Below are 7,009 nucleotides of genomic sequence, written 5' to 3' on the forward strand. Positions count from 1 at the left end.
TATCATTCATCTATGAAGTGTCGTATTGAGTCAACCGAATTTTGCCGTTAGCGTGCGTTTCGGGCGCAGAGGAGGAATCGGTGTTGGACGAAGACAGGCACAAATACCGGGCGCCTGCGCTCGACAAAGGGCTGGATATTCTGGAGTTCCTTGCCGCCTCGCCAGAAGGGATGACCAAGGTAGAGATTGCCGAAGGAGTTGGTCGCACACCCAACGAAACCTACCGGATGCTGAAAACGCTGGTTCGACGAAACTATGTGACCTCGTCCCCAAGCGGTGACAAATTTATGCTTAGTCTAAAGCTCTTGATGCTCGCTAATGCGCATCCGCCGCGCAGACGTCTTTTGGACATTGCTGAACCGCTCATGCGGCAAGTCACCAGGAAGAGTGAGCAATCGTGCCAACTGGCACTATGGGAGGAGGGCGAAGTCATCATTTCTTCCGCCATTTCTGCACCCGGCAACTGGCGTCTGGCTTTACGCCCGGGCGCAACCATCGGGATGTACAATACGGGTTCCGGGATGGTTTTGGTCGCGTTTCAATCAGACGCGGTGCAAGACCGCATGATTGACGAACATGAACTGGTCAAAGGTGAAAAGAAAATTGCAGCCGCCAATTTTCGTAAATCTTTGGATAGCATTCGCAAAGACGGCTTTGTCCGATCAACCAGCCAAACAATCCAAGGCGTGATCAACCTGTCATTCCCTATCCTTGACCCTGCGGGCCACGCTTTGGCAGCGTTGACCTGTCCGTTCATCAAACGGATCGACATCTACGAGGCCCCAGAGATTGAGGAGGTCGAAGAAATTTTTGCCGAAGCCGCTCAGGAAATTGGACGCCAGATCAGTGGAAAATAGACGCAACGCACTCTCTGGCACGTCGATCAACCTACCCCAGCTTGGTTTGGGCACTGCCAGCCTGGCAGGTCTTTTCAACCCTGTTACCGACAAGGATGCAACGGCGACAATCCAAGGCGCTCTGGACGCTGGCATGCCCTATGTTGACACCGCGCCGTTCTACGGACATGGCAGATCTGAGCGACTCGTAGGTGACGCGCTGCGGGGGCGCGACGATGTCGTGCTTTCGACCAAGGTGGGCCGTCTGTTACGCCCCGGTGCGTCAGAAGATCCGGGCGCTTGGGTTCAAGCGCTGCCGTTTCATCCGGTCTATGACTATTCCTACGATGGGGTCATGCGCTCCTATGAGCATTCGTTGCAGCGGCTGGGTGTGGACCGGATCGACATCCTGTTTATGCATGACATCGGCGATCTGACGCATGGGCCAGAGGCGGGGCCAGCGCTATTCAAAACGGCTATGGACGGCGGGTATCGCGCGCTGGATGAGTTGAGATCTTCCGGTACTATCGCTGCCATCGGACTTGGGGTGAACGAGGCGCAGGTGTGCCTCGATGCCTTGCAGCACGGTGATTGGAACGTGTTTCTGCTCGCTGGCCGCTATACCCTACTGGAACAAGACCCGCTGGAAAATCTGATGCCTGCCTGCGCAGCAGCGCGCACGGATGTTGTGATAGGCGGGCCTTTCAACTCGGGCGTTTTGGTTGGGGGAGACACGTTCGACTATGACCGCATTCCCGAGAGCGTCGCGTCCTGCGTCAGGTCTCTCACCGAGGTTTGCGATGCGCATGGTGTACCACTGCCTGCCGCTGCACTGCACTTCCCACTGGCGCATCCGGTAGTCAAAAGTGCGATCCCCGGACCACGTACGGCAAAGGAATTGCAGCAGATACAGGACTGGTGGACTCATGAGATCCCAGACGTTCTCTGGGATGACTTGAAATCGCAAAGCCTGCTCCACCCGGACGCCCCGACACCCAAAGCCGGAGATAGGTTATGAATGTAGACAGCCACCACCACCTTTGGACCATCTCGCGCGGCGACTATGGCTGGATGTCACCAGATCTTGGGCCGATCTACCGCGATTTTGCGCCAGCCGATCTTGTTCCGCACATCAAGGCGGCAGGCATCGACAAGACGGTGATCATTCAGGCCGCAGATACGGTGGCTGAAACCGAGTTCATGTTGCAGACGGCGGAAGAGATCGATTGGATCGCTGGAGTCGTCGGTTGGGTTGACATGGAAAACCCCAACGCCATCCCGACGCTGGAGCGGCTTGCACAGCATCCAAAGTTCAAAGGCATCCGCCCGATGATCCAAGAAATTGCAGACGATGATTGGATCCTGAAACCTGCACTGGATCCGGTTTTTGCGGCGCTCATTGACATGGACCTCAGCTTTGACGCGCTCGTGCTGCCGCGTCATTTGCCTCGTTTGTTGCAGCGGTTGGAAAAACAACCTGACCTGCGCTGTGTCATCGACCACGCGGCCAAACCCCATCTGACGACTGGTGATCTTGACGATTGGTGTGCGGACATGACGCGTTTGGCACGTGAAACCGAAAGTCTGTGCAAATTTTCCGGGCTGGTGACGGAAGCGGGCGAGAGTTTCTCAGCCGACACGATCCGACCTGCCACGGATCATATTCTGGACATCTTCGGACCAACCCGCCTGATGTTCGGAAGCGATTGGCCCGTTCTCAATCTCGCGAGCGATTATGCAGATTGGGTTAAACTTGCAGAAGAACTCACCACAGGCTTAAGCGCTGCGGACAAAATCGGTCTCTGGGGGGAAACAGCGTCACGGTTCTACCAACTGTAGCGGCAAATCGATTGTCAGAATTCAAAAATAACCGAGTGCTTCACCCTTGGCGGTTACGATGAGCCAGAAACCCTCTCTTATCAAATCGACCTAATTTGTCCCATAGTGCATCCTTCTGATGGTCACAGATCAGTAGACCACCACATGCCGGGACTAAACAGTCCAGCCACTGTAGTCAGTTCCTGCCAGATGATCTTTGATTAAGTTGCCACGCTGGATTGGCGTAAACTGGCCACGATCCCAAATACCATCCGGTACCCTATTTGTAGCATTACAACACTCGGACGCATGCTTATGAAGAATCCTAATTTTTCAAATGAAATCAATTTGTTAGATTCTAGATTTTGGTCATTGTAGTGCTGGGTAGCTGCAAAATCGCCCAAAGTGCTGTTTTTGGGTACAGCTGCATTTGCCCCAAACCTGCTTAAATTGGCCTTCAACTGTTACCGACGCAACAATCTGGTGATCTCGCAACGGGCATTCTCCCGCCGCATACTTGGCAAGCCACCTTCATACTATTCCTGCATGATCACACGCAATCGAACACCATCAACCGCCGTGCTGGAGACCTTGCTGTCGGTGACAAAAACCATCCTCGCCAGCTTCATCGGCAACCCACATTACGGCAAAAGCTATGCCGTCAATCTCAACCATGCCCACGAAGAACTCCAAGATTTGGTCGAACGCATCACAATCGAACTTGAGTTGATCAACGTCGCTAAAGAGTCGGAACGGTGATCAGACAGTCACTTGCCCCTTGCTCATCTGCACAACGAACTCAAACAAATCGGACGAGACTGTTTTTTCGATACCAGCACCAACAGCTACGATCTTCGTCTTCGGTGCAGAACTAGTGTCCAAATAAAAATACACACCGGTCCCATCTTCCGTAATTGGGACAAAACTCTGGTTTTCACTGCCTGCTTGCCCCCAATCGACAAGCTGTTTCGACACCTTAACAACATCTTGCCACAGCGGCATTTCGTCAGCGCCAATACCGGGTAACCTATATAGCTCAACGCCATTGGTAACGACCGCACCATACTCTGACAGAAAGCTACGGTATTGACTTGGGAACCTAATTTTCAGCTCCCGCTCAGCATCCGCAATTTGTTTTTCCGTACACGGACCAGCTGTTTCGCTAGCTGCACAAAGTTGGTCAAACTCTTCTTTCATATCGTTGACTTAACATCCTCATTCGACGATTTGGCCCGAAGCAACGAAACCTTGATACCGTTCCTGCCAGTACGTTTGTGAATAGTTTGGCTGCCTAATTGGAGAACCTAGACCAGGTATATGAAGCGGGCCACCGGTTGTTGGATTATAGCGGTTGGCCTGCTCCCCTTCGAGTCCGCGTTTATAGGTTAGCTCTGTTCAGGTTTTGGTCTTTCTTTGACCGGTTAGCATATTCGTATGGCGTCAGGCCAGAGAGGCTGGAGTGAGGCCGGTCGTGATTTAATCGGCGCGCCATGCCGCGATTATGCGGCAGGCATGGTCGTCCATTGGAGGCGCCATTGGTTCGAGCCCAATGGACGACGAGACGGGAACAGGTGTTCGTTCAGGCATTCCTCGCGCATGCGCCCGTTGAAGCTCTCTACCAGACCGTTCTGCATGGGCTTGCCTGGGGCAATGTAGTGCCAGTCGACTTTGCGGTTCTGCTGCCACTTGAGCATCGCGTTGCTTGTCAGTTCGGTTCCATAGCACCTCGGGAAGAAGCGCTTGTTTGAGGTTATGGCCGCGCGCGCAGCCCCCAAATAGCGCAGCGGGTGGCCATAACCGGGTCTCAGGTCTCAACAGTGGTTTTGCACAAACCACACCGCTGAGGGTGCGCAGCACGCTATGACCGCCACCGATACTACCGCCTCGACCTTGTTGGTCGCCATCGACATTTCCAAGCACCGCCATGAGGTGCTGATTGGCATTCCTGGCAAGAAGCGCCGCCGCCGATTGACTATCACAAATACGCTCGACGACTTTCAGCGCTTGGCCTCCATTCTTATGGACTACGCTCTGCCCGTGAGGATCGGGTTCGAGGCAACCGGCAACTATCATCGACCGTTGGCGCATCATCTTGGCCAGGCCGGGTTCGATCTCAAGCTCGTGTCCTCTATTGGGTTGGCTCGGACGCGCGAAGCCCTGCACAACAGCTGGGACAAGAACGATCCAAAGGACGCCCAGGTGATCCTTCACATGCTGGATATAGGCGCGGTGCAGTTCTTTCACGATCCGCTGGTCACCGGTACCGCCGACATCCAGGAGCTATCGAAGACCCATGAGATCGTATCGCGTTCGAAGACCGAGCTGTGGCATCGTATCCTGACGCATTACCTGCCGCTCTACTTTCCCGAGGCCGAGCGCTTTCACCGCAGTTCGCGCACCGATTGGTTCCTGGCATTCCTCGAGAAGTACCCAACACCGCACATGATAACGGCCATGAGCCGCGAGGCATTCGTTGCCGATGCCTAGCAGGTGGTCGGTCGGAAGGTCTCAAAAGAACGCTTACTCTCAGATATTTACGCAACAGCGGTTGGTTCAGTGGGGTTGCCCGTTCAACCGGAGTCCGACGCCGTTCGTATGTTCCGGCTTGTGCTGGCCGAAGGACGCAGCCTGGTTCGCCAGCGCAACGAGATTGAGGCGCGGTCCGTCGAACTTCTATCCGATCATCCCGACTACCAGCTTCTGATAACCATCCCCGGCATCGGCCCGATCAATGCCCTGACCATTCTGGCAGAGGCCGGAGACCTGCGCCGTTTCCGCCATCACAGACAGTTCCTCAAGTTCTGCGGCATGGACCTCGCCACTGTGCAGTCCGGCATGTTCCGAGGCCAAAGCCGTATCTCCAAATACGGCAACGGCCGGCTTCGCAGAACCCTCTGGATGGCGGGCCAGGTTGCAGTGCTCAAGCGCACGAACAGCTTCCGCGACAAGTTTGAACGCTACATCGCGCGGGACCGACACAATGCCCATTTGCGTCGCAAGGCATACACCGCAATCGCGGCCAAGATGGCGCGCACCGTACACGCCGTGGTAAAACACGGCGAACCCTATCGCCCCTTCTTCGAGGGGGTGAGCCCAGGCGGAAGGACCCTTGTCTGATCAGAGCCGTGGAGGCAGTTCGCTGACCTCGTAGATAATGTTCAGGTCTTCCGTTTGGGATTTTGGATCTCGTTTTAAGGACGGTGAGGGCCGCCATAGTGCGTACCCTGTGTTTGCTATGGGAGAGACTGCTTCTTGACGGCGGAGACCGCTTGGGCAACCATATCAGGGCATCCGGGACACCGGATGCCCCATGACCTGCTGACCTAAGCAGCCAAATCTTCCCGTTATAGGACGTTGTCGCTGACCACAAAGCAGGGATACCCGCGCAGTTCGGCGATCCGATCCAGTTCACGGGCGACGCGTGCGCCGCTGATGGATGTATCGACCACAGCGGCCAGACATTCTCGGCTGAAGTCATCGATGACGTTCAGCACCCGAAACCGACGGCCATCCTCCAACGCGTCTGACATGAAGTCGAGCGACCATCGCTGGTTGGGACCTTGCGGGATTGCCATGGGTGTCCTGGTTCCCACAGCCCGCCTGCGTCCGCCCCGTTTACGAACGGTTAACCCTTCTTCGCGGTAGAGCCGGTACAGCTTCTTCCAGTTCACAGCCCAGCCTTCTCGCTTCAACAGGATATGCAGCCGTCGATAGCCGAACCGTCGCCTCTCGGACGCCAACTCCTTCATCCTGGCCCGCAACGCGGTGTCTGCCGGGCGCTTCGACGTCCGTCGATAGACACGCGGATCGATCCCGGCCAACGCACAGGCGCGTCTCTGATTGTAGCCCTTAGTTTTCATCGCCCAGTCCACGGCATTCCTCCTCGAACATTCGCCATTGTCGCTCGGACCAATGGCGCGACATGGCTCATCCTCAGAAGTTTTTTCCGAGCATCTCTTTCAGAGTGGCCACGTCCATCATCTGCTCGGCCAGCGTTGTTCGGGGAAAACGCCCCACTGGGGCCTTTTATGGTCCCTCCAACTCTTCAGCTTGGCATTCTCGCTTTCCAATGTCTTGAGCCGATGGGCGTCAGACACCTCCATGCCGCCGTACTTGGATCGCCACTTGTAGAAGGTCGCATCGCTGATCCCGTGCTTGCGGCAAAGCTCCTTCGCGCCCAGTCCGGCTTGATGCTCCTTCAAAATGCCAATGATCTGTTCTTCACTGAAACGGCTTCTCTTCATCGTCTGTCTCCTCAGTTGGAGAACAGGCTAACCTCAAATCGAGGACATTTCAGGGGAGCATGTATGAACTGCCTCCCCCTGCAAGTGGTTTTTGATGCACCTTTGACCCTG

5 protein-coding genes and 3 pseudogenes are annotated in these 7,009 nt (G+C 55.3%); 5 read left to right on the top strand and 3 right to left on the bottom strand.

Annotated elements, in window-relative coordinates; all coding sequences use genetic code 11:
* Positions 1 to 80: 80 nt before the first annotated feature.
* The 4 genes from GTF44_RS20380 (at position 81) to GTF44_RS20395 (ending at position 3,413) form a co-directional block, all read left to right on the top strand.
* Positions 81 to 857 carry an IclR family transcriptional regulator gene (locus tag GTF44_RS20380; RefSeq protein WP_171562913.1) on the top strand — a complete coding sequence of 259 codons (777 nt, stop codon included), beginning with the start codon at positions 81 to 83 and terminating at the stop codon, positions 855 to 857.
* Positions 847 to 1,854 carry an aldo/keto reductase gene (locus GTF44_RS20385; RefSeq protein WP_171562915.1) on the top strand — a complete coding sequence of 336 codons (1,008 nt, stop codon included), beginning with the start codon at positions 847 to 849 and terminating at the stop codon, positions 1,852 to 1,854. Before GTF44_RS20380 ends, GTF44_RS20385 begins: the two co-directional genes overlap by 11 nt.
* The gene (locus GTF44_RS20390; protein ID WP_171562919.1) at positions 1,851 to 2,675 is read left to right on the top strand and encodes an amidohydrolase; all 825 of its coding nucleotides are present in this window, start codon (positions 1,851 to 1,853) and stop codon (positions 2,673 to 2,675) included. The genes GTF44_RS20385 and GTF44_RS20390 overlap by 4 nt, the downstream gene beginning before the upstream one ends.
* Before the next feature lie 393 nt (positions 2,676 to 3,068).
* Positions 3,069 to 3,413: a DUF6626 family protein gene (locus GTF44_RS20395; RefSeq protein ID WP_171562922.1), complete on the top strand. Its 345-nt coding sequence runs from the start codon at positions 3,069 to 3,071 to the stop codon at positions 3,411 to 3,413.
* Here the strand turns inward: GTF44_RS20395 and GTF44_RS20400 are convergent, their stop codons facing one another.
* Positions 3,414 to 3,851, bottom strand: coding sequence for an SMI1/KNR4 family protein (locus tag GTF44_RS20400; protein ID WP_171562925.1), 438 nt, complete (start codon positions 3,849 to 3,851; stop codon positions 3,414 to 3,416).
* Positions 3,852 to 4,032: 181 nt separating this feature from the next.
* Positions 4,033 to 4,372 (bottom strand): annotated as a pseudogene (locus GTF44_RS20405) (transposase); the annotation flags it as partial.
* 142 nt (positions 4,373 to 4,514) lie between these two features.
* On the opposite strand from GTF44_RS20405, the pseudogene GTF44_RS20410 reads away from it, so the two are divergent.
* Positions 4,515 to 5,771 (top strand): annotated as a pseudogene (locus tag GTF44_RS20410) (IS110 family transposase).
* 236 nt (positions 5,772 to 6,007) lie between these two features.
* On the opposite strand, the pseudogene GTF44_RS20415 reads toward GTF44_RS20410, so the two are convergent.
* Positions 6,008 to 6,898: pseudogene (locus GTF44_RS20415) on the bottom strand (IS3 family transposase); the annotation flags it as partial.
* Positions 6,899 to 7,009: the final 111 nt, after the last annotated feature.

Source organism: Roseobacter sp. HKCCD6576-2, assembly GCF_013179285.1.
Taxonomy (GTDB): domain Bacteria; phylum Pseudomonadota; class Alphaproteobacteria; order Rhodobacterales; family Rhodobacteraceae; genus Rhodophyticola; species Rhodophyticola oceani.

What these genes read in the sequence shown, in the direction of transcription:
- GTF44_RS20390 (WP_171562919.1), top strand. Translation starts at nt 1,851, where the DNA reads ATGAATGTAGACAGCCACCACCACCTTTGGACCATCTCGCGCGGCGAC.
- GTF44_RS20400 (WP_171562925.1), bottom strand. Translation starts at nt 3,851, where the DNA reads ATGAAAGAAGAGTTTGACCAACTTTGTGCAGCTAGCGAAACAGCTGGT.